Annotated in this window: 20 protein-coding genes; 16 read left to right on the top strand and 4 right to left on the bottom strand. The window is 62.5% G+C overall.

The genetic code is table 11. From position 1 onward, the window contains the following. Positions 1-9: 9 nt before the first annotated feature. Complete coding sequence (moaA, locus tag ACS7SF_RS03230) at positions 10-1,134, bottom strand: GTP 3',8-cyclase MoaA (protein WP_439891659.1); 1,125 nt, start codon at positions 1,132-1,134, stop codon at positions 10-12. 187 nt (positions 1,135-1,321) lie between these two features. Then, positions 1,322-4,339, bottom strand: a complete 3,018-nt coding sequence (locus ACS7SF_RS03225) for an Rne/Rng family ribonuclease (protein WP_439891658.1) — start codon at positions 4,337-4,339, stop codon at positions 1,322-1,324. Positions 4,340-5,105: 766 nt separating this feature from the next. Between ACS7SF_RS03225 and ACS7SF_RS03220 the strand changes: the two genes are divergently transcribed. The 4 genes from ACS7SF_RS03220 to ACS7SF_RS03205 are packed head-to-tail and all read left to right on the top strand — an operon-like array spanning position 5,106 to position 8,302. Further along, positions 5,106-6,134 (top strand): RluA family pseudouridine synthase, encoded by a 1,029-nt coding sequence (locus ACS7SF_RS03220; RefSeq protein ID WP_439892680.1) that lies wholly within the window; start codon positions 5,106-5,108, stop codon positions 6,132-6,134. Continuing rightward, positions 6,115-6,774, top strand: a complete 660-nt coding sequence (locus tag ACS7SF_RS03215) for an HAD-IIIA family hydrolase (RefSeq protein WP_439891657.1) — start codon at positions 6,115-6,117, stop codon at positions 6,772-6,774. Before ACS7SF_RS03220 ends, ACS7SF_RS03215 begins: the two co-directional genes overlap by 20 nt. Further along, positions 6,767-7,150, top strand: a complete 384-nt coding sequence (locus tag ACS7SF_RS03210; RefSeq protein WP_439891656.1) for a Rieske (2Fe-2S) protein — start codon at positions 6,767-6,769, stop codon at positions 7,148-7,150. The genes ACS7SF_RS03215 and ACS7SF_RS03210 overlap by 8 nt, the downstream gene beginning before the upstream one ends. 39 nt (positions 7,151-7,189) lie before the next feature. Beyond that, positions 7,190-8,302: a S49 family peptidase gene (locus tag ACS7SF_RS03205; RefSeq protein ID WP_439891655.1), complete on the top strand. Its 1,113-nt coding sequence runs from the start codon at positions 7,190-7,192 to the stop codon at positions 8,300-8,302. A 5-nt stretch (positions 8,303-8,307) separates the two neighbouring features. On the opposite strand, the gene ACS7SF_RS03200 is transcribed toward ACS7SF_RS03205, so the two are convergent. Both ACS7SF_RS03200 and ACS7SF_RS03195 read right to left on the bottom strand, forming a co-directional pair. Further along, positions 8,308-9,039, bottom strand: coding sequence for an SAM-dependent methyltransferase (locus ACS7SF_RS03200; RefSeq protein ID WP_439891654.1), 732 nt, complete (start codon positions 9,037-9,039; stop codon positions 8,308-8,310). A gap of 3 nt (positions 9,040-9,042) precedes the next feature. Further along, entirely contained in the window at positions 9,043-9,639 is a 597-nt protein-coding gene (locus ACS7SF_RS03195; protein ID WP_439891653.1) for a Maf-like protein, read from the bottom strand. 208 nt (positions 9,640-9,847) lie between these two features. Between ACS7SF_RS03195 and ACS7SF_RS03190 the strand changes: the two genes are divergently transcribed. The 12 genes from ACS7SF_RS03190 (at position 9,848) to ACS7SF_RS03135 (ending at position 19,509) form a co-directional block, all read left to right on the top strand. Continuing rightward, a complete protein-coding gene (locus tag ACS7SF_RS03190) occupies positions 9,848-10,384 on the top strand; it encodes a YceD family protein (RefSeq protein WP_439891652.1) in 537 nt (178 codons plus the stop codon). Between the two features lie 121 nt (positions 10,385-10,505). Next, complete coding sequence (gene rpmF, locus ACS7SF_RS03185) at positions 10,506-10,685, top strand: 50S ribosomal protein L32 (RefSeq protein ID WP_009238536.1); 180 nt, start codon at positions 10,506-10,508, stop codon at positions 10,683-10,685. 190 nt (positions 10,686-10,875) lie between these two features. Beyond that, entirely contained in the window at positions 10,876-11,937 is a 1,062-nt protein-coding gene (plsX, locus tag ACS7SF_RS03180; RefSeq protein ID WP_439891651.1) for a phosphate acyltransferase PlsX, read from the top strand. 37 nt (positions 11,938-11,974) lie between these two features. Further along, positions 11,975-12,955: a beta-ketoacyl-ACP synthase III gene (locus ACS7SF_RS03175; protein WP_439891650.1), complete on the top strand. Its 981-nt coding sequence runs from the start codon at positions 11,975-11,977 to the stop codon at positions 12,953-12,955. Positions 12,956-12,984: 29 nt separating this feature from the next. After that, positions 12,985-13,914 carry an ACP S-malonyltransferase gene (gene fabD, locus ACS7SF_RS03170; protein WP_439891649.1) on the top strand — a complete coding sequence of 310 codons (930 nt, stop codon included), beginning with the start codon at positions 12,985-12,987 and terminating at the stop codon, positions 13,912-13,914. Positions 13,915-13,928: 14 nt separating this feature from the next. Next, positions 13,929-14,678 carry a 3-oxoacyl-ACP reductase FabG gene (fabG, locus tag ACS7SF_RS03165; RefSeq protein WP_439891648.1) on the top strand — a complete coding sequence of 250 codons (750 nt, stop codon included), beginning with the start codon at positions 13,929-13,931 and terminating at the stop codon, positions 14,676-14,678. A 185-nt stretch (positions 14,679-14,863) separates the two neighbouring features. Further along, positions 14,864-15,103 (top strand): acyl carrier protein, encoded by a 240-nt coding sequence (gene acpP, locus ACS7SF_RS03160; RefSeq protein WP_199030069.1) that lies wholly within the window; start codon positions 14,864-14,866, stop codon positions 15,101-15,103. A 113-nt stretch (positions 15,104-15,216) separates the two neighbouring features. Then, a complete protein-coding gene (fabF, locus tag ACS7SF_RS03155; protein ID WP_439891647.1) occupies positions 15,217-16,449 on the top strand; it encodes a beta-ketoacyl-ACP synthase II in 1,233 nt (410 codons plus the stop codon). Between the two features lie 139 nt (positions 16,450-16,588). Further along, positions 16,589-16,981: a hypothetical protein gene (locus ACS7SF_RS03150; protein WP_439891646.1), complete on the top strand. Its 393-nt coding sequence runs from the start codon at positions 16,589-16,591 to the stop codon at positions 16,979-16,981. A gap of 61 nt (positions 16,982-17,042) precedes the next feature. Next, the gene (gene rpoE / locus ACS7SF_RS03145) at positions 17,043-17,642 is read left to right on the top strand and encodes an RNA polymerase sigma factor RpoE (RefSeq protein ID WP_426393999.1); all 600 of its coding nucleotides are present in this window, start codon (positions 17,043-17,045) and stop codon (positions 17,640-17,642) included. A gap of 113 nt (positions 17,643-17,755) precedes the next feature. Continuing rightward, positions 17,756-18,388, top strand: coding sequence for a sigma-E factor negative regulatory protein (locus ACS7SF_RS03140; protein ID WP_439891645.1), 633 nt, complete (start codon positions 17,756-17,758; stop codon positions 18,386-18,388). An 11-nt stretch (positions 18,389-18,399) separates the two neighbouring features. After that, on the top strand, positions 18,400-19,509 hold the full coding sequence (locus ACS7SF_RS03135) for a MucB/RseB C-terminal domain-containing protein (RefSeq protein ID WP_439891644.1): 1,110 nt from the start codon (positions 18,400-18,402) through the stop codon (positions 19,507-19,509). The last annotated feature ends 28 nt before the right edge of the window (positions 19,510-19,537 follow it).

The following is a 19,537-nucleotide window of genomic DNA, read 5'->3' as shown; positions in this document are numbered from 1 at the left end:
GGCCGGCCGTCAGCCGCCGATGTAGGACATTTCGATACGTCGCCCGGCCGAGGCGGGTGCCTGTCCGCTGGCGCGCAGTTCGGAGTAGCGGTCGGCGCGACCCTGCCAGATCGTGCGGATGGCATTGGACAGTTCGATGTCGCTCGCGCCGCCTCGCAGCAGAGCGCGCAGGTCAAAACCCTCGGTGGCGAACAAGCAGAGATACAGCTTGCCTTCCGTTGACAGTCGCGCGCGGGTGCACTCGTGGCAGAACGCCTGCGTGACGCTGGAGATCACGCCGATCTCGCCCGCGCCATCTACGTAGCGCCAGCGCTCGGCGGTTTCGCCGTTGTAGTTGGCGTTCAGCGGTTCCAGCGCAAACTCGGTCGACAGACGTTGGATCACCTCCGCCGACGGCACCACGGAGCGCATGTCCCAGTGGTTGGTGGTGCCCACGTCCATGTATTCGATAAAGCGCACGATGATGCCGCTGCCCCGGAAGTGGCGTGCCATCGGCACGATCTGGTCATCGTTATCGCCTTTTTTGACGACCATGTTGACCTTGATCGGCGCCAGCCCGACCTGTTGCGCGACTTCGATGCCGTTCAACACCTCGCTGACGGCAAAGTCGACGTCGTTCATGCGGCGGAAGGTCGTATCGTCGATGCCGTCCAGGCTGACGGTGATACGGCTGAGGCCGGCGTCCTTGAGCGACTGCGCCTTGCGTGCGAGCAGGGCGCCATTGGTGGTGAGCGTGATATCCAGCGGTTTGCCGTCAGCCGTGGTCAGGCGCGCCAGCATTTCCACCAGGCGTTCGATGTTCTTGCGCAGTAGCGGCTCGCCGCCAGTCAGGCGGATCTTTTCGACACCGTGCTCGATGAACAGCCGCGCCATGCGCTCGATCTCTTCGAACGACAGCAGCTCGGAGTGCCGCAGGAACCGGTAGTCCTTGTCGAACACATCCTTCGGCATGCAATAGACGCAGCGGAAGTTGCAGCGGTCCGTCACCGAGATACGCAGATCGTGCAGGCGGCGGCCGCGCGTATCGGCCAGCCAGCCCTGCGCGGGGACGAGCGTGTCCGGCACGGCGGGCACCGTGGCGCGATAGTGCTGACCATCACGCAGGTCATAGATGGGGATGACGGTTTCGGTCATGGTGCGGTGCGGCGCGTCAGTCCACGGGGCGGGACGGTTGCGCTCGATACAAGGTCGAGTGTAGCGCAGCCCCTGTTTGAAGCGCGGAGCACAGTTCAGGCCCCGCGTGTCGCGCACAGGAAAAAGGGCGGCCGAAGCCGCCCCTTCAATGTGCCAGCAGTTGCCTGCTGGGAACATCACTGATGCCTTATTGCTGGTCTGCGCCACCTGCCGGACGGCTGGTCTCGACCAGAACCATCGGGCCTTGCTGGACCGGCGGCAGCGGCTTGCGCTCACGCGGTACGCGCGGCGGCGTGACGGCGCGGGCGGCCTCGGCTTGCGCGGCTTCCAGCTTCTGCGAATCCGTGTGAACCCACGTCATGCCAGCGTTGTCCAGCACGCTTTGCAGCGTCTCGATCGGCAACGGCGATGCCTGTGCCACCGTGCTGACCGGGGCCGGCACTTCAGCAAAGGCCGTCACGATGGCCACTTCAGGCACCTCGGCCACTTCCACGGCGGCAGGTGCGGGGGCGGCTACCGGTTCGGTCGGATGCACAGCGGGCAGGGCGGAGACGGGTGCCACGGCTTCCGTCGTGGGCACGGGCTCGTGCACCACCGGAGCCACTGGCTCGATCGGCGCGAACGATGCCGTCTGCACCGGCTCCGTCACAGTCGTGTGCAGCGCAGGCTCGGCAGGCTGACCACCTTCCGGCGCAGCATGCACTTCGGCAACGGCGTCTTCCGTGCTTTCGGCGTCTTCAGCTTCACCTTCCGCACGCACGCCTTCCGCACCTTCGCGGTCACGACGATAGCGGTTGCGACCACGGCGACCACGGCGGCGGCGTTCTTCACCCTCGCCGTTACCTTCTGTGCCCGGCGTCACGCCTTCTGCCGGGGCAGCGGTGTCGAGCAGCGGTTGCGGCACTTGCGGTGCAGCAGTCGGGTCGAGCAGGCTTTCGGTCGCCGCGGCTGCGGCTTCCTTGGCTTGCTGATCGCGCTCGCGGGGTTCACGCGGCTCGCGCGGTTCGCGGGCCTCGCGGGGTTCACGACCCTCACGCGGTTGGCGCTCACGGCGTTCCTGGTTGCGTTCGCGGCGGCCTTGGCCCTGATTTTGGCCTTCAGCGCGCGGTTCCTGACCTTGTGCCGGTTGACGGGCTTCTGCCGTCTCGCGGGCAGCGCCTTCGACCTGAGGCTGGCGATTGCGATCGCGGTTGCCGCGTTGGTTGTCGCGCTGACCTTCGCGTTGGCCTTGTTGCTGGCCCGATTGCTGGCCATCACGGGCTTCGTTACGGTCGCGGCCTTGGCGGTTGCCGTCGCGGCCGCTCTGACCTTGACCTTGGCGCTCGCCACGGTCGCCGCGCTCACCACGTTGGCCACGGCCGCCGCGGTCTTGGCGATTGCCACGATCACGGCGGTTGCCATCTTCCGCACGTTGCTTCGGCGCTTCGGCAGGCGCGGCGACCACCGGCTCAGCCGGCTTGCCGCCAAACAGCGACTTCAGCCACGAAACAAAACCACCCTGAGCTGGCACCGGAGCCGGCGCTTGCGGGGCAGGGGCTGCGGCCTCGGTACGGGGCGGGCGCTCGGCGCGCGGCACCGACACGGGGGCCGGTTGTTCCGGCGTGATGCCCTTGACGGCCGCTTCCTGGCGCGGCTTGGCAGCTTCCTTGCGGGTGCTGTAGGCGGTGTCGGCTTCCAGTTCCTTGGCGGCCTCTTCGGCCATCTTGTAGCTGGCCTTGGTGTCGTCCAGACGCGGATCGTCGTGGCGCAGGCGCTCCAGCTTGTAGTGCGGCGTCTCCAGATGCTTGTTCGGGATCAGCAGCACATTGACCTTGAATCGCGTCTCGATCAGGTTGATGTCCGGGCGCTTCTCGTTGAGCAGGAACGCAGCCACTTCCACCGGCACTTGGCAGTGGATCGCGGCGGTGTTTTCCTTCATCGCCTCTTCCTGGATGATGCGCAGCACCTGCAGGGCGGACGATTCGGTATCGCGGATGTGGCCCGTGCCGTTACAGCGCGGGCAGGTGACGTGCGAGCCTTCCGACAGCGACGGACGCAGGCGCTGGCGCGACAGTTCCATCAGGCCGAAGCGGCTGATCTTGCCCATCTGCACGCGGGCGCGGTCGTGGCGCAGCGCGTCTTTCAGGCGGGTTTCGACGTCCTTCTGGGCCTTGCTCGACTCCATGTCGATGAAGTCGATCACGATCAGGCCGCCCAGGTCGCGCAGGCGGAGCTGGCGGGCGATTTCGTCGGCGGCTTCGAGGTTGGTGCGCGCGGCGGTTTCCTCGATGTCGGCGCCCTTGGTGGCGCGTGCCGAGTTCACGTCGATGGCGACCAGCGCCTCGGTGTGGTCGATCACGATGGCGCCGCCCGAGGGCAGCATCACCATGCGCGAGTACGCCGATTCAATCTGGTGTTCGATCTGGAAGCGCGAGAACAGGGGAACATCGTCGCGGTATTTCTTCACCCGATTCATGTTGTCGGGCATCACCACGCTCATGAAGGCGCGGGCCTGATCGTAGATATCGTCCGTATCGATCAGGATTTCACCGATATCCGGCTGGAAGTAATCGCGGATCGCGCGGATCACCAGGCTGGATTCGAGGTAGATCAGCAGCGGGGCCTTGTTGTCGACGGCAGCGCCATCAACGGCCTTCCACAGCTGCATCAGGTAGTTCAAGTCCCACTGCAGCTCTTCAGCCGAGCGGCCGATGCCGGCGGTGCGGGCGATGATGCTCATGCCGTCCGGCACTTCCAGTTGCGCCATGGTTTCGCGCAGTTCCTGGCGGTCTTCGCCCTCGATGCGGCGCGACACGCCACCGCCACGCGGGTTGTTCGGCATCAGCACTAGGTAGCGGCCGGCCAGCGAGATGAACGTGGTCAGGGCTGCGCCCTTGTTGCCGCGCTCTTCCTTCTCAACTTGGACGATCAGTTCCTGGCCTTCGCGCAGCGCATCCTGAATGCGCGCATTGCGCACGTCCACACCTTCCTTGAAGTAGGCGCGGGCGACTTCCTTGAAGGGGAGAAAACCGTGCCGCTCTTCGCCGTAGTTGACGAAGCACGCTTCCAGCGACGGTTCGATGCGGGTGATGACACCCTTGTAGATATTGCCTTTGCGCTGTTCGCGCCCGGCGGTTTCGATGTCGATGTCGATCAGCTTCTGACCGTCGACAATTGCGACGCGCAATTCTTCTTGCTGCGTCGCATTGAACAACATGCGTTTCATTGCAACCTCACTCCAATGCCGTGCAAGCACGGCGCTTCATGGAGCACGCGAAGGCGGAGCGGGTGGTCAACGAATTGCCAGGGTATCGGCCGATACAGATACGGCGCGACGGGGCACGGGCGAAAGAAATGAGGGCATTACACGCGTCATCAGGGATGCCAGGGCGGGAGTTGCGGGCGCGGTTAGCGCCGCGTTTCGCTGTATTGCACGTCCTGTCACTCGTGCCACGGGTCAGCGCGTTCGTTGTACGGGCGGCGGACCGGCGGCGGCGAGTCGCGTGAAGCGACCACAAAGAGCGAATTGACGGACGGCCTGTCCGGACGAAACCCGCGGCGGGCAGATCGGGCGGCATGCTGCTTGTTGGAGTTTTGCCGCCGGACCGCCATGGCAACGCGGTAACCGGATATCCAGCCGGCCGGCACCAACTTTGGTGCGGCAAGGGCTTCTTTCACCAAGCGGGCGCCGTATGGATGACCATGTGGCGCCCGCTTTTGAATTCTGTTCTACCAGCTGCTCGTTCTACGCTGGCCGACGTTGCCGACGTGATCTTTGGTTCGCGTCTTGCAGAGAGGGACAGCGGTGCGTGCTGCTTTCGTGCCGATCGAGTCGGCCACGTGTTTAGCTTTGTAACACAAGTGGGCGAGACATCGGCACGTTCCGGACGATTCCAGACGAAAACGGTGGCTGTGTACAATACCTGTTGTTTCGTCCCGACCGGCTCTTGCTGGCGCTTGTACGACTGTCCAGCGAGAAAATTATATTGAAAATGAATGAGTTACGCCATCCATTTGATGGCCGCATTCAAGAAGCCGTGCGCGACGCACTCGACGGAAAATCCGTCGCCTATGTCGAGATTGGCGAGGACGCTGAGGGCCAGCGCATCGACAATTTCCTGATGCGACTGGCCAAAGGTGTGCCCAAGAGCCATATCTACCGCATCCTGCGTTCCGGCGAGGTGCGGGTGAATAAAGGCCGCATCGACGCGGAATATCGCCTTAAGCTGGGTGATCTGGTGCGCATTCCGCCGCTTCGAATTGCGCAGCAGGCGGAAGCGCCGCGCGCCGTGCCGGCCGCTGAATTTACGATCCTCCACGAAGATACGCATCTGCTGGTCATCGATAAACCGGCGGGCGTGGCGGTGCATGGCGGATCGGGGGTTGCGTTCGGGGTGATCGAACAGTTGCGCCAGTCCCGTCCGGAAGCCAAGTTCCTGGAATTGGTGCACCGGCTGGACCGGGAAACCTCCGGTGTGCTCCTGCTCGCGAAGAAGCGCTCTGCGCTCGTGGCCCTGCATGAGCAGATTCGCGAAGGGCAGCTCGATAAACGCTACTTTGCCGCGGTGAAGGGCGTCTGGCCCCATCAGCGTCAGCACATCAAAGCGCCGCTGCACAAGTTCACCACGCCGGAGGGCGAGCGCCGCGTGCGCGTGCAAGCGGATGGGCAGGCCTCCCACACGATTTTCAACAAGGTGGGTGTGTTCGGGCCGTACACGTTGCTTGAAGCCGAGTTGAAGACCGGGCGCACGCACCAGATTCGCGTCCATCTGGCACATGCCGGTTTTCCCATTCTCGGTGACGACAAATACGGCGATTTCGCGCTGAACAAGTCGCTTTCGCGCGCAAACGCCTCGCCTCGGCTGGGGCGGATGTTCCTGCATGCGCATCGCTTGCAGCTGACCCATCCGCAAAGCGGTGAGACGGTTACGTTCAGCGCGCCCTTGCCCGCTGAATGCGCTGCGTTTCTGAAAGCCTTCCCAACCGAAAGCCCCGATTCCGATGCCGCAGCAGCGCTTTGATCTGATCGTCTTCGACTGGGATGGCACGTTGATGGATTCGACGTCGGCCATTACCCGGTCGATCCAGTTGGCGTGCCGGGATCTCGATCTGCCCGTGCCGGACGATACGCGCGCCAGCCATGTGATCGGCCTGGGCCTCCGGGATGCGCTCGAATACGCGGTTCCGACGCTGGATCCCGCCGATTACGGCAAGCTGGCTGAACGCTATCGCTTCCACTACCTGAGCCGCGATTCGCAACTGGTGCTGTTTCCGGGCGTGCGCGACATGCTGGACGCGCTGCGCCGCGAAAACTACCTGCTGGCGGTGGCGACGGGCAAGTCGCGCATTGGTCTGCAGCGTGCGATGGAGGCGACCGGGCTGACGGGCGTGTTCGATAACACGCGCTGCGCGGATGAAACGTTTTCCAAGCCGCACCCGGCCATGCTGCTCGAACTCACGCGTGACCTTGGTATGGACGTCGAGCGCACGCTGATGATTGGCGATACCACGCACGATCTGCAGATGGCTGCCAATGCGGGCGCGGCGGGCGTGGCCGTCACTTACGGCGCGCATCCGGCTGACGTGCTGCAGGCGCTTGCGCCCCTGTATTCGGCCAAGTCGGTGCCGGATCTGCATGACTGGTTGTTGCAACATGCCTGATATGGCGGAAGTGGTTCGCATTTGCGAGGGCGCCGCGTTGGAAGATGGCGGCGTTGGCGTGCGCTTTTCCGTGGACGTGCGCGGCCGCACGGTAAGCGCCTTTGTCGTTCGCTACGCTGGCAACGTGCATGGCTATCTGAACCAGTGCGCGCACGTGCCGATGGAAATGGACTGGCAGGAAGGCCAGTTCTTTGAAAGCTCCGGGCTGTATTTGATGTGCGCAACGCATGGTGCCATTTACGAGCCGGATACCGGCCGCTGTGTGGGCGGCCCATGCCGAGGCGCACACTTGTCGAAGCTGGATATCACCGAGCGCGATGGCGCGGTCTGGTGGCAACCCGATGCGCTGTTCCGCGCGCCAGCCCCGTCGGCTTGACGGCGTGGTTCTTCTTTTCGATCGTTTTTACTCTCGTCTATGACCGACTCGATTCCGCCGAAAGGCCCTGAAGACGCACCCAAGCACGGCGACGACAAGCCCGAAGCACTGGAAGTCACGCAGCACGCCGATCACCCGCTCGAAGCCGAATTGCGCGACCCGGCGGCAGGCAAGCCGGCATCTCCGAAGGCCTCGACGGCATCCGCTCAGGCGGGTGGCTGGGAGCGTGAGGTGCTCGAAAAGGTGCTCATGGCGACCGTTCGCGAGCAACGTGCCGCGCGTCGCTGGCGCATTTTCTTCCGCTTCGTGTCACTGGCCATTGTTGGGCTGATTTTCTATGCCTTCGCTACGTTCGAGGGGGAAACCGTCAGCACCGGGCGTCACACTGCCGTGGTTGCGCTCGATGGCGAGATCGCCGCGAATACGAACGCCAGCGCGGAAAACATCAATGCCTCGCTGCAGGCTGCGTTTGCGGACAGCAACACGGTTGGCGTGATCCTGAAGATCAATTCGCCTGGCGGCTCGCCGGTGCAGGCGGGCATGATCAACGACGAAATCCGTCGTCTCCGGGCCAAGTACAAGACCATTCCGCTTTACGTGGTGGTGGAAGAGATGTGCGCGTCGGGTGGTTATTACGTGGCCGCTGCCGCCGACAAGATCTATATCGACAAGGCCAGCATTGTCGGCTCGATCGGCGTGCTGATGGATGGCTTCGGTTTTACCGGGCTGATGGACAAGGTGGGCGTGGAGCGCCGCCTGCTGACCGCCGGCTCGAACAAGGGGATGCTCGATCCGTTCTCACCTGTGTCGCCGCAGCAGAAGCAGTTTGCGCAGGAAATGCTTGACCAGGTGCATCAGCAGTTCATCGATGTGGTCAAGCAAGGCCGCGGCAACCGCCTGAAGGACGATCCGACGCTCTTTACCGGGTTGTTCTGGACGGGCGCCAAGGCGGTGGATCTGGGGTTGGCGGACGCCGTCGGTAGCGCAGATTTTGTTGCGCGCAGCGTCATCAAGGCACCCGACGTGGTCGATTACACCGTGAAGGAAAACTTTGCCTCGCGCGTGGCACGCAAGCTGGGCACGGCGATGGGGGCGGGCGCGATCAAGGCGCTGGCCGACACCGGCCAGCTCAAACTCTTGATGAAGGAATAACGCGCTTATCTCGCCAGCAACGAGAAAATGGCCGGCCGTTTGTGCAGATCCATGCGGTCGGCGCGCCACTCGTTCACGGGCAGCGTCACCACCTGCTCACTGGGCAGCGTCAGGTCTACCGCAATCGACAGCAGCGTGCCGGGCGCGCAACCGGCCTGGATGGCTTCCAGCAGAGCGCCGTTGCGGTAGGGCGTTTCGATGAACACCTGAGTTTGTCCCGCCGAACGCGAGAGCTGTTCCAGCGCGCGCAGCTTGGTTTTGCGCTCCGCTGCGTCCACCGGCAGATAGCCGTTGAACGCAAAACTCTGGCCGTTCAGGCCCGACGCCATCACTGCCAGCAAGATCGAGCTCGGCCCAACCAGCGGCTTCACCCGCACGCCGTGCCGATGTGCAAGGCGCACGAGATTCGCGCCCGGATCGGCGACTGCCGGCACGCCAGCTTCCGACATCAACCCCGCGTCCTGCCCCGCAACGACCGGCGCCAGCAGGGCTTCCAGCTCTGAATCCGGCGTCTTGACGTTCAGCTCGCGGATGGTGATTTCCTGCAGCGGGCGCGCCAGCGGCGTGGTTTCGCCCAGCTTCTTGAGCAGTGCGCGGGCCGTTTTGGCGTGTTCGGCCACAAAGTAATCAAGCTGCGCCGTGATCTGCTGAACGCCCGCAGGAATCACATCGGGCAGCGGGTCGGCTGCATCGCGCAAGCCGAGCGTATTGGGAATGAGGTAGAGCGTGCCGGCCATGGCTTAAACGAAGAGCGGGTAGTGCGCGTTGCGCAGCATGCTGGTCAGCGCGATCAGGGGTAGACCCACCAGCGCAGTCGGGTCTGTCGATTCCACGCGTTCGAGCAGCGCGATACCGAGGCCCTCTGACTTGGCACTGCCGGCCACGTCGTACGGGTGTTCCAGGTGCAGGTAAGCGTCCAACTCCTCGTCCGACAGGTTGCGGAACGTGGCCAGCGTGCGAATGTCCTCACTCTGATGCTGGCCGGAGCGCCCGTCATACAGGCACAACGCCGAATGAAATGTGACGGTGCGGCCACGCATCCAGTGCAATTGCGCGAGTGCGCGGGGGTGGTCGCCGGGTTTGCCGACCTGCTTGCCGTCCAGCGTGGCGACTTGGTCGGAGCCGATCACCAGCGCCCCCGGGTATCCGGCTGCGACCTTTTCCGCCTTTTGTCGGGCCAAGCGCAGTGCGGTCTGGTCTGGCGATTCGCCGGGGGCGGGCGTCTCATCGATGTCTGGCACTACGATCTCGAACGGCAGGCGCAGGCGCTCCAGCAATTCACGTCGATACGGCGAACTGGAGGCGAGAATCAGCGGCGGACGCGAAGCAGAAGTCATAAGTGCTTGAAGATGCAGTGGATTTTGAGCGAAAACCTTTTGACGCCAGAGGTTTCTGCCCGCTATAATCCCGCGTTTCGCGGTTTGGCCGCGCAGTGTCGCAAACCAGGCGTTCAGGCGCAAGGGATGGCAGTCGCTGCAGGCGGTCTATCCGGTTCGCGCACCAACACAGCGCCAAGTCAGATAACGCGTTCAGCAGGTTCGATTCGTGGATTTTCGTACATTCGATCTTTTCGCGTTCATCCGGGCGGGTGAGCAGGTCAGTGGCACGGTCAGTTTGGCCGACATGCCGCGTCTGCTTGCCGAGCAGGCTGCCGATGCGCCGGCGGATGCCAATACACAGTTCCGTTGGCAAATGCAGGGTTTGGTGCGTGAGGAGGCCGATGCAACCCAATCGGCTCGTCAGCGGCTCTTCGTCGAACTAGAAGTGGATGGCGCAATCTGGTTGCAGTGCCAGCGGTGCCTGAAGGCTTATGAGCAACCCCTGCCGGTGCGTACGCGCCTGGAGGTGATGCGCTCAGAGGCGGAAGCCGATGCGGTCCCGCTCGATGACGACGAAGCCGATGTCATCGTCGGCTCACGCAGCTTCGACCTGGTCACGCAGATTGAAGACGAGTTGCTGCTGGCGTTGCCCGTGTCGCCGCGTCATGCGGTTTGCCCGGATGAGGTCGTGCCGGAAGCCGCTGAAGCTGAAAAAAAGCCGTCGCCGTTCGCGGTGCTGGCTGCGCTGAAGACCAAGCATTAAGCGCGCGCCTGTCGCGCTGATGTGGCGAATTCATGCAGTACGTTTCACACGCCTACCGGAATGGCTACGCTCCGGCTCCGTGTGATGTGATAAAATCGATCAAATTGCTTAGGAGTCAGTCATGGCTGTTCAACAAAACAAGAAGTCGCCGTCCAAGCGCGGCATGCATCGTTCGCACGATTTCCTGACGGCGGCCCCGATCGCTGTCGAGCCGACCACCGGCGAAGTGCACCTGCGTCACCACGTGAGCCCGAACGGCTACTATCGCGGCCGCAAGGTTGTGAAGACCAAGAACGACTGATGCGTTTTGCCAGTCCTCTGGCAAGCGTGTTGGGTTGGTCTGAACACACAGGTTCATGATGCAAGCAGAAAAGCGGCAAGCAAAATTGCCGCTTTTTTGTTGATCAGAATCCGGCAATGCGTGTACCGGTTTGTGTACCATACGCGCGCAAAATGCTGGAGCCGCACGTGAAACCGCAACTCAGACTCGCATGACCATCAAGCTTGCCATCGACTGCATGGGCGGCGATCACGGTGTTGGCGTGACGATCCCTGCAGCGATCCAATTTCTTGCCGCGCACGACGACGTCGAGATGCTGCTCGTCGGGCAGCCCGATGCCATCGCGGCGCAGCTCAAACGAATCCGCGCTACTGGGAACCCTCGCGTCCATGTCGTTTCCGCCTCTGAGGTGGTGTCGATGGACGATCCGGTCGAGGTCGCGCTGCGCAAGAAGAAAGATTCTTCGATGCGCGTGGCCATCAATCAGGTCAAAGAAGGCGCCGCCCACGCGTGCGTTTCCGCCGGCAATACCGGCGCGCTGATGGCCGTGTCGCGTTACGTTCTCAAGACGCTGGATGGCATCGATCGTCCGGCCATCGCCACTGCCATCCCGAACGAGAAGGGCGCAGGGACTACGGTGCTGGATCTTGGCGCCAATGCCGACTGCGAACCCGAGCACCTGCTGCAATTTGCGCAGATGGCCTCGGCAATGGTGTCGGTGGTCGAGCATAAGCCGCGCCCGACGGTGGGCTTGCTTAACATCGGCGAAGAGGTCATCAAGGGCAACGAAGTCGTCAAGCAGGCGGGTGAGTTGCTTCGGGCATCGGACCTGAACTTTTACGGCAACGTTGAAGGCAACGACATCTTCAAGGGCACGACCGACATCGTTGTCTGCGACGGTTTTGTCGGCAACGTGGCGCTCAAGAGTACCGAGGGCCTCGCCAAGATGATCGGCGAGATGCTGCGCGAAGAATTTAGCCGCTCCTGGTTCACCAAGCTGCTGGCCATGGTGGCGATGCCCGTCATCGTCAGCTTGAAGCGGCGCATGGACCATCGGCGCTACAATGGCGCCGCGCTGCTTGGCCTGCGCGGGCTGGTCATCAAGAGCCACGGTTCGGCCGATGCTTATGCGTTCGAATGGGCTATCAAGCGCGCCTACGACGCGGCCGCCAATGGCGTGATCGCCCGCATTGCGCAGGCGTTCGAATCGCACCACGACGCGGCGGTTGCTGCGCCAGTCCCCACTTCCACTCCGGCCGCTGACGCAGCTTGAACGCGTTGCTGCCGAGTCAGATTTCACCCCACCGCACATGACACGTTACGCAAGGATCATCGGCACGGGCAGCTATCTGCCGCCCAAGCGCGTCACCAATGATGAGTTGGCCGCGCAATTGGCCGAGAAAGGCATCGAGACGAGCGATGAATGGATCGTTTCGCGCAGCGGCATCCGCGCGCGCCATTTCGCCGAGTCCGATGTTGCATGCAGCGACCTCGCTGTGAAGGCGGCTGAACGGGCAATCGAGGCGGCTGGCATCGATCGCTCGGAGTTGGATCTGATCCTCGTGGCCACGTCCACTCCGGATTTCGTGTTCCCGAGCACCGCATGCCTCGTGCAGCAGAAGCTGGGCATCACCAATCACTGCGCCGCGTTTGACGTGCAGGCCGTGTGTTCGGGCTTCGTGTACGCACTGGCTACCGCCGACAAGTTCATCCGCTCGGGCGCGTACCGCAACGTGCTGGTGATCGGCTCGGAGGTCTTCTCGCGCATCATCGATTTCAACGACCGCACCACGTGCGTCTTGTTTGGCGATGGCGCCGGTGCCGTGGTGCTGCAGGCGTCTAACGAGCCGGGCATCCTGTCGACCGCCTTGCATGCCGATGGCAGCCACGCCAACATCCTCTGCGTGCCTGGCAACGTGGCCGCGGGCGTGGTTCAGGGCAGCGCCTTCCTCTACATGGATGGCCAGGCCGTCTTCAAGTTGGCCGTCAACGTGCTCGACAAGGTCGCGCGCGAAGCGCTGGCTGCCGCCGAGATCGATGCCTCGCAGGTCGACTGGCTGATCCCGCATCAGGCCAACATCCGCATCATGCAAGGCACCGCCAAGAAGCTGGGGCTGTCCAACGACCGGATGGTCGTCACCGTGGATGAGCACGGCAACACGTCGGCCGCTTCGATTCCGCTGGCGCTCGACGCGGCGGTGCGCGACGGACGTATTCAGCGCGGTCAGCTCGTGATGCTTGAGGGCGTGGGCGGCGGCTTTACGTGGGGCGCGGCACTGCTGCGCTTCTGAGCGACGAATTTCCAGAACGAAAATACGCCATGACATTCGCTTTCGTCTTTCCCGGTCAGGGTTCCCAATCGGTTGGCATGCTCAACGCGTTTGCTGATCATCCTGCCGTAGCTGCCACGCTGGCCGAGGCATCCGATGCGCTGGGTCAGGACATCGGCAAGCTGATCGCCGAAGGCCCGGCCGAAGAGCTGAATCTGACCACCAACACGCAACCGGTCATGTTAACGGCTGCCGTTGCTGTCTATCGCGCATGGCAGGCTGCGGGCGGTCCGGTCCCGACCGTCGTGGCTGGTCATAGCCTGGGCGAATATTCTGCGTTGGTGGCGGCTGGCGCCATCGCTTTCAAGGATGCGGTGCCGTTGGTGCGCTTCCGCGCCAAGGCGATGCAGGAAGCTGTGCCGGTGGGTGAGGGTGGCATGGCCGCGATCCTTGGTCTGTCGGACGATGATGTGCGCGCAGCATGCGCTGAAGCGTCGGCCGCTGGCGTGGTCGAAGCCGTGAACTTCAACGCGCCGGCGCAGGTGGTGATTGCCGGTGCAAAAGCTGCCGTCGAAAAAGCCTGCGAGATCGCCAAGGCCAAGGGCGCCAAGCGTGCACTGCCGCTGCCGGTGTCGGCGCCGTTCCACTCGTCGCTGCTGAAACCGGCATCGGATCGCCTGCGTGAATACCTTGCCAACGTGACGATCAGCACGCCCGTCATCCCCGTCATCAACAACGTGGATGTGGCTGTTGTGAGCGATCCGGCTGCCATCAAGGACGCGCTGGTGCGCCAGGCAGCGTCGCCGGTGCGCTGGGTTGAAACCATCCAGAAGATGAAAGCTGATGGCATCACGCGTGTGGTTGAATGTGGCCCGGGCAAGGTGTTGGCCGGTCTGACCAAGCGTATCGATGGCGACATCGTTGGGGATGCGATTTTCGATCCGGCAACGCTTGAAGCCGTGCTGGGCCAACTCAAATAATCAACAGGATTCGCATGACCCAAGCATTGAACAATCAAGTCGCGCTCGTGACCGGCGCTTCGCGCGGCATCGGCCGTGCCATTGCATTGGAGCTGGCACGCCAGGGCGCGACGGTGGTCGGTACGGCCACGTCGGAAGCTGGTGCACAGGCTATCTCCGCCTACTTCGCCGAAGCTGGCGTGAAGGGCGCGGGCGTCGTGCTCAACGTGAATGATTCCGCGCGTTGCGAAGCCGTGATCGACGAAACCATCAAGACGCACGGCGGTTTGAATATCCTCGTCAACAATGCCGGCATCACGCAGGACAACCTGGCGATGCGCATGAAGGACGAAGAGTGGGTGTCGGTCATCGACACTAACTTGTCGGCAGTATTCCGTCTGTCGCGCGCGGTGCTGCGCCCGATGATGAAGGCGCGTGGCGGCCGCATCATCAACATCACCTCGGTGGTCGGTTCGGCCGGTAATCCGGGGCAAGCCAATTACGCTGCGGCCAAGGCTGGCGTGGAAGGCATGGCTCGGGCTCTGGCGCGAGAAATCGGCAGCCGCAACATCACCGTCAACTGCGTTGCACCGGGCTTTATCGATACCGATATGACGAAGGTCCTGTCGGAAGAGCAGCATACCGCGCTGAAAGCGCAGATTCCGCTGGGCCGCCTAGGCGCACCGGAAGATATCGGCAACGCGGTGGCCTTTTTGGCGTCACCGGCTGCAGGCTACATTACGGGCTCGACGTTGCACGTCAACGGCGGCATGTACATGGGATAAGAAGCCGTCCCGGCGGCGATTGTGCAGGGCCTTGCGCATGCGCGAGATCGTGCAAAATCGCTGAATTAACTGGCTTTTAGCATCATGTTGGGCGCACTTTTTGCATGGATTTCGGCGCGGTTTTTCGCCGCGCAAACCTGCTAGAATGCGCGCACTTTTTGTCGAATACTTCCCTGGAGGGTTAAATGGACAACATCGAAGCACGCGTCAAGAAGATCGTCGCGGAACAACTCGGCGTGGCCGAAGCGGACATCAAGAACGAGTCGTCGTTCGTGAACGATCTGGGCGCGGATTCGCTCGATACGGTTGAGCTGGTGATGGCACTGGAAGACGAGTTCGGCATGGAAATCCCGGACGAGGAAGCCGAGAAGATCACCACGGTGCAACAAGCCATCGACTACGCAACCGCCCACGTCAAGGCGTAAGCGTTAATCGATCTCTTGACATCGCGGGCCACAGAAAGGGCTGTTATCCGGTTTGACCGGGTGGCGCGCTTTCTGTGGCCTTTGTCGCTGATACAGAGTTGCAGGAAAGCATAGTGAGCCGTCGTCGCGTCGTCGTAACCGGCCTTGGGCTGGTTTCTCCGGTAGGAAACTCGGTCGCCGAGGGGTGGGCCAATCTGGTCGCCGGCAAGTCCGGGATCGCCACCGTCACCAAATTCGATCATTCCAATCTGGCTGTGCACTTCGCTGGTGAAGTGAAGGGCTTCAACGTCGAGGAGTACATCCCGGCGAAGGAAGCCCGCAGCATGGATACCTTCATCCACTACGGCATTGCCGCCGGGGTGCAGGCGCTCAAGGACAGCGGGCTGGAAGTGACCGAGGCCAACGCCGAGCGCATCGGCGTGTTGGTCGGTTCTGGCATTGGCGGTCTGCCAATGATCGAAGATACCCACGCTACCTTGGTAGAGCGCGGCCCGCGTCGGATTTCGCCGTTCTTCGTGCCGGGTTCGATTATCAACATGATCTCGGGCCACCTGAGCATCATGCACGGTCTGAAAGGCCCGAACCTGGCCGCCGTGACGGCTTGTACGACGGGTCTGCACAGCATCGGTCTGGCTGCGCGTCTGATTCAGGCGGGCGATGCCGACGCCATGGTCGCTGGCGGTGCCGAGTCGACCATTTCGCCGCTGGGCATCGGCGGCTTTGCCGCGGCGCGTGCGCTGTCCACGCGCAATGATGATCCGGCCACTGCATCCCGCCCCTGGGACAAGGACCGAGATGGCTTTGTGCTGGGCGAGGGCGCCGGCGTCATGGTGCTCGAGGAATACGAGTCTGCCAAAGCCCGCGGCGCCAAGATCTACGCGGAGTTGATCGGTTTCGGCATGAGCGGTGACGCGTACCACATGACGGCGCCGAACATGGACGGCCCGCGCCGCTGCATGCTGAACGCGCTGCGCGATGCCGGCGTGAATACCGATCAGGTCCAGTACCTGAACGCCCACGGTACGTCCACGCCGCTGGGCGACAAGAACGAATCCGACGCCATCAAGGCTGCCTTCGGCGAGCACGCCGGCAAGGTGGTGGTGAACTCCACCAAGTCCATGACCGGCCACTTGCTGGGTGGTGCCGGTGGTCTGGAGTCGGTGTTTACGGTGCTGGCGTTGCACCATCAGGTGTCGCCGCCGACCATCAACATCTTCAACCAAGACCCCGAGTGCGATCTCGATTACTGCGCGAACACCGCGCGTGACATGAAGATCGACGTGGCCGTGAAGAACAACTTCGGTTTTGGCGGTACAAACGGCACGCTGGTGTTCAAGCGTCCGTAAGACAAACGCGGCGCGTGGCCTGAAGGTCCGCGCCGCTGTCATTTTCACCTTGGTTGTCGAACACATCACCTTCCCGGCTTCATATCGGCGCGTATGCCTAGTCGGTCGGCTCGGCACTGTAGGTCTGCTCAGCATTGCCTTGTTCTGGTTGATCGTCGCATGGGGCTTTGCCCTCCCGGCAGTGACGTGGTTCGTGCTCGGGGTGCTGACGATTGCGGCTGCCATGCCTCTGTTGATCAATCGTTCGCCGCTTGCCATGGAACTGATGTGGCGGGCGCGTCTCAAAGGGAATGGCGAGCCTGGGCAACCACGCTGGCAAGTCAGGCTACAGATGCCTCAGGCGTTTCGGGCCGCGCCGCTGTTATGGGCATGTCCTGTTGGTGAGCGAATTCTGATCCTCGGGGTTGCACATGGCGGATGGTGCCCACAGATAGTCGTGCTGATGTCGCCGTGGTTTGCCGCGGGGCAACTGCGCCGACTAAGAAGTCTGTTCCGTCTCGGCCCGCCGCTGCTGGCGTCTCGTGTGCCGTAGGCAAAATACAACGTTCCCAAGTCATAAAAATTCAAGGCGATACACTGCAGGTGAAGAATCCGTGAGTGAACGCGAAGCCGACCAGATCCTCGTCGAGCGCGTCCAGCAAGGCGACAAGCGGGCGTTTGAACTCCTAGTGGTCAAATACCACCGGAAGATCATCCGCCTCGTTTCGCGTTTGATCCGTGACGCAGCCGAAGTCGAGGATGTGGCACAGGATGCCTTTATCAAGGCCTACCGTGCGCTGCCCCAATTCCGGGGGGAGTCCGCGTTCTATACGTGGCTGTATCGCATCGCCGTCAATACGGCCAAGAATTACCTGGCGACCCAGGGCCGGCGCCCGGAATCGTCGAGCGATATCGACACCGAAGAGGCTGAAACTTTTGCCGACGGTGAGCTACTAAGGGATATCAATACGCCGGACTCCATGCTGCATACCAAGCAGGTGGCCGAAACGGTCAACCGTGCAATGGAAGCGCTGCCCGAGGAATTGCGAACCGCAATCACCCTTCGGGAGATCGAGGGTCTGAGCTATGAGGAAATCGCCGAAGCGATGGAGTGCCCGATCGGAACGGTCCGTTCACGAATTTTCCGGGCGCGCGAAGCGATTGCCGAGAAATTGCGCCCCCTGCTGGGAACGGTTGAGGGCAAACGGTGGTAGCCAGCCGATATGAAAAACCGGCGGCCGGAGTTGGAATTGGTCGCAAACGGTGAAACCTCGGGAAGTCTTCTCTCGGATCGTTGATTGGACGTTGGAGTTTTTGGGGTTGGGAAATGGGTCAGGCTCAAATGCAGACGACAGAAGCGGAGTTCGCGCAGCGCATCTCCGCCTTGATGGACGGTGAAGTTGCGGTGCACGAGGTGTCGTCGGCCGTAGAACTCGCCAAGGATGGCGACGGTGCGGTGCACTGGCGCGAGTATCAGCTGATCGGCGATGCGCTTCGGTCGGAAGAGCTGCTGCACGCACGTTCGTCCGAGGATTTTCTTAGTCGGTTCTCGGCCAAGCTTGAGGCTGAACCGCATTTGCTCGTGCCCACTGTGGCGCAGCGAGTGAAAGCGCAAGAGAGGCACCGTTTCCTCGTTAGCCCGGCCTGGGTCCGCCGGATCATGCCGTCGACTGCTGTGGCAGCGGCGGTGGCGGCCGTTAGCTGGGTCGTCGTGCCGCAACTACGTGGCCCAGTTGATGGCGCTGACGGTTCGCCGGCACTGGTCGCAAAGGCCGCGCAGGGTGCCGGTGTACAAGCGGTGACCGTGGCTGCTGCCGACGCGACGCCAATGATTCGCGATGCGCGTCTGGATGAATACCTGAGTGCGCACCGTCAATCCGCCACCAATGGCATGGTGGTTCCGTATCTGCGAGCAGTGGCCAATGGGGTGGCAAACACCCAGGACTCCAATCAGGAATAATGCGGGTATCCATGTCGAAGGTGTGGCACCCCGTTGCTGGGGCAGGCGCCCGCAAGTTGCTGGCCGTTCGCCGGTCTGTTTTTCTTCTCCTGTGTGTTTCGGCGCTGGCGACGGCTGCACAGCCGCAGCCCGATCCCATGCCGCGCAAGGAAGCCGCTTCCTGGCTGACCAAGATCCACCGCGCGGCCCTCAAGCAGAACTATGTCGGCACGCTGACGTATCAGCGTGGCACCGGCATGCACTCCACACGCATCCAGCACTACGCTGATCTGTTCAACAACGAGTACGAGCGTATCGAGACGCTCGACGGTAAGCAGCGCGAAATGCTGCGTCAGAACGACGTCGTCCGGAACTTGATCTACGACGTCAAACTCGTTGTGACCGAGAAGCAGGAGCACAAGGATAGTTTCCCCGCGCTGCTCGCGACGACGAATGGCGAAGTGCTCGACCAGTACGACATGCGCCATCTGCCCGCCGAGCGTGTGGCCGGCATGGATTGCGAGGTCTTCCAGCTGGACCCCAAGGATGGCTTCCGTTATGCCTACCGCATCTGGGCGGAGCGCAGCAGTGGTCTGCTGATGCGTGCCCAGACCATCGATGAAGATGGCAAGGTGCTTGAACAGGTTGCGTTCTCGCAGGTCGCGCTGGGCGTGCCGTCGGACAAGCAGAAGATCGTTTCTGCGTTTAAGAACGTGAGCGGTTGGAATCAGTACGAGATCGTCACGCAGCCGATCAATCTGGCGGACCAGGGCTGGACGATTGGCATCCCCATTAAGGGCTTCCAGAAGATTCGTGAAGTTCGCCGTCCGTTGGGCGACATTGCGCCGGCGGGTAAGGGGGGCTCGGCCTTCGAGGTGCAGCAGGTCGTGTTCAGCGACGGGCTGGCGGGGTTGTCGCTGTTTATCGAGCCCGTGTCTGAGAAGCGCACGCGCCGTGAGGGCTTCATCTCGCAGGGGGCCACGCACGTGATGGTGCGCCGCATTGCCGATTTCTGGCTCACGGTGGTGGGTGAAGTCCCCTTTGCTACCATCAAGCAGTTTGGCGCGGCGGTGGACTACAAGCCCGTCTCCGCCAACGCAGCGACCGGGACTAGCCGGCCGGCGACCAGCGCGCCGCAATAGTCGGGTAGCTGCCTCAATTGCGCGGCAT

This window comes from Ralstonia sp. 25C, from assembly GCF_051904805.1.
Lineage (GTDB): Bacteria > Pseudomonadota > Gammaproteobacteria > Burkholderiales > Burkholderiaceae > Ralstonia.
Note: the sequence above shows the minus strand (reverse complement) of the source record. Positions and strands in the feature narration are given on the sequence as shown.

Bases quoted from the DNA above. Each gene is read 5' to 3' on its own strand.
- fabD (WP_439891649.1), top strand. From the start codon at position 12,985: ATGACATTCGCTTTCGTCTTTCCCGGTCAGGGTTCCCAATCGGTTGGC.
- acpP (WP_199030069.1), top strand. From the start codon at position 14,864: ATGGACAACATCGAAGCACGCGTCAAGAAGATCGTCGCGGAACAACTC.
- ACS7SF_RS03215 (WP_439891657.1), top strand. From the start codon at position 6,115: ATGCCGCAGCAGCGCTTTGATCTGATCGTCTTCGACTGGGATGGCACG.
- ACS7SF_RS03210 (WP_439891656.1), top strand. From the start codon at position 6,767: ATGCCTGATATGGCGGAAGTGGTTCGCATTTGCGAGGGCGCCGCGTTG.
- moaA (WP_439891659.1), bottom strand. From the start codon at position 1,134: ATGACCGAAACCGTCATCCCCATCTATGACCTGCGTGATGGTCAGCAC.
- ACS7SF_RS03225 (WP_439891658.1), bottom strand. From the start codon at position 4,339: ATGAAACGCATGTTGTTCAATGCGACGCAGCAAGAAGAATTGCGCGTC.
- ACS7SF_RS03195 (WP_439891653.1), bottom strand. From the start codon at position 9,639: ATGACTTCTGCTTCGCGTCCGCCGCTGATTCTCGCCTCCAGTTCGCCG.
- ACS7SF_RS03220 (WP_439892680.1), top strand. From the start codon at position 5,106: ATGAATGAGTTACGCCATCCATTTGATGGCCGCATTCAAGAAGCCGTG.
- ACS7SF_RS03135 (WP_439891644.1), top strand. From the start codon at position 18,400: ATGTCGAAGGTGTGGCACCCCGTTGCTGGGGCAGGCGCCCGCAAGTTG.
- ACS7SF_RS03200 (WP_439891654.1), bottom strand. From the start codon at position 9,039: ATGGCCGGCACGCTCTACCTCATTCCCAATACGCTCGGCTTGCGCGAT.
- plsX (WP_439891651.1), top strand. From the start codon at position 10,876: ATGACCATCAAGCTTGCCATCGACTGCATGGGCGGCGATCACGGTGTT.
- rpmF (WP_009238536.1), top strand. From the start codon at position 10,506: ATGGCTGTTCAACAAAACAAGAAGTCGCCGTCCAAGCGCGGCATGCAT.
- ACS7SF_RS03140 (WP_439891645.1), top strand. From the start codon at position 17,756: ATGGGTCAGGCTCAAATGCAGACGACAGAAGCGGAGTTCGCGCAGCGC.
- fabG (WP_439891648.1), top strand. From the start codon at position 13,929: ATGACCCAAGCATTGAACAATCAAGTCGCGCTCGTGACCGGCGCTTCG.
- ACS7SF_RS03205 (WP_439891655.1), top strand. From the start codon at position 7,190: ATGACCGACTCGATTCCGCCGAAAGGCCCTGAAGACGCACCCAAGCAC.
- ACS7SF_RS03175 (WP_439891650.1), top strand. From the start codon at position 11,975: ATGACACGTTACGCAAGGATCATCGGCACGGGCAGCTATCTGCCGCCC.